Raw genomic sequence first — 920 nt, 5'->3', positions numbered from 1 at the left:
TGGCTGCTGTGCTTTTTAGCGTCGGCTTTTGTGTGCTGGCAAAGTATGGCAGCTAGCCACTGTTACCCATAGGCTTTACTTTAATTGAAAATGTAAATGGTCATCATGTCGTACTGCTTGACAACCGTGAAATCTTACTTTGTCGTTCATTAAATTCAGTCGGTTTTTCAAGTGAGGTTCGATAAACAATTTCCCAATATTATCTTGTTTTAAAATCAGCCTTGCTAATTCGAGTGTCCCTTTTTTTGATAATTCAATGTCTTTATTGATTGTCCCTAAAGTCAGGTATTTTGGAAAGTCGTATTGCCAATTCCCTTTGTTTTTACAGACTTCATTTTGGTCAAATTCTTTACTTGTAGGTTTTTCATAGACCCCGTATCCACTAACTGACGGTTTTCTGTTAGTCAGTTTTCCGTTCGAGGTTTCGTAAATCAGAGAAATGTCAATTTTCTTGCCATCATTGTGACTCAAATGGGGAAAAAGCGGGAACTTGTTAATAAAAGGAAAATTTGCATCAAGGTAAATCATTTTTATTCCACTGTGTTGCTTTTCAAATACAGTCGCTATTTCTCCGATTGTTTTATTCAGTTCTGGTCGGACGTAATTTCTATTTGCCAATTTGTAAAAGAATGAGTGTGCCTTTAGAAATTCCGTTTCTTTAATTTTTTCCCTTCCGAAAATTGGTGCTAAACTCGGAACAATCAGAAAAGTTGTAAAAAGGTACAAACCAATAAAAATTCCAATTTGTTTTAACCTTTTCTTTTCTGCATTCCTCTTAATCAGTAAAATTGAAATTAAATATATAATTCCACCGATTTGGGTAATGACCGTCAAGAGGATAAAAATTATAATGTGTAGAAGTATCTTCAATGTTCTGGTTAGCTTATGGGTAACGGCCCGGCTGGCTGCTGTGCTTTCTT

General features: G+C 35.5%; 1 protein-coding gene. It reads right to left on the bottom strand.

The genetic code is table 11. The features are described from left to right. Window positions 1–75: 75 nt before the first annotated feature. On the bottom strand, window positions 76–920 hold an 845-nt coding region (locus E1171_RS23315; RefSeq protein ID WP_222931302.1), incomplete at its 5' end, for a hypothetical protein.

Origin of the sequence: Xanthovirga aplysinae, assembly GCF_009711365.1 — a bacterium.
In the GTDB taxonomy this organism is placed as follows: domain Bacteria; phylum Bacteroidota; class Bacteroidia; order Cytophagales; family Cyclobacteriaceae; genus Xanthovirga; species Xanthovirga aplysinae.
The sequence above is the reverse complement of the archived record's forward strand: the minus strand, read 5'-3'. Positions and strand labels throughout refer to the sequence as shown.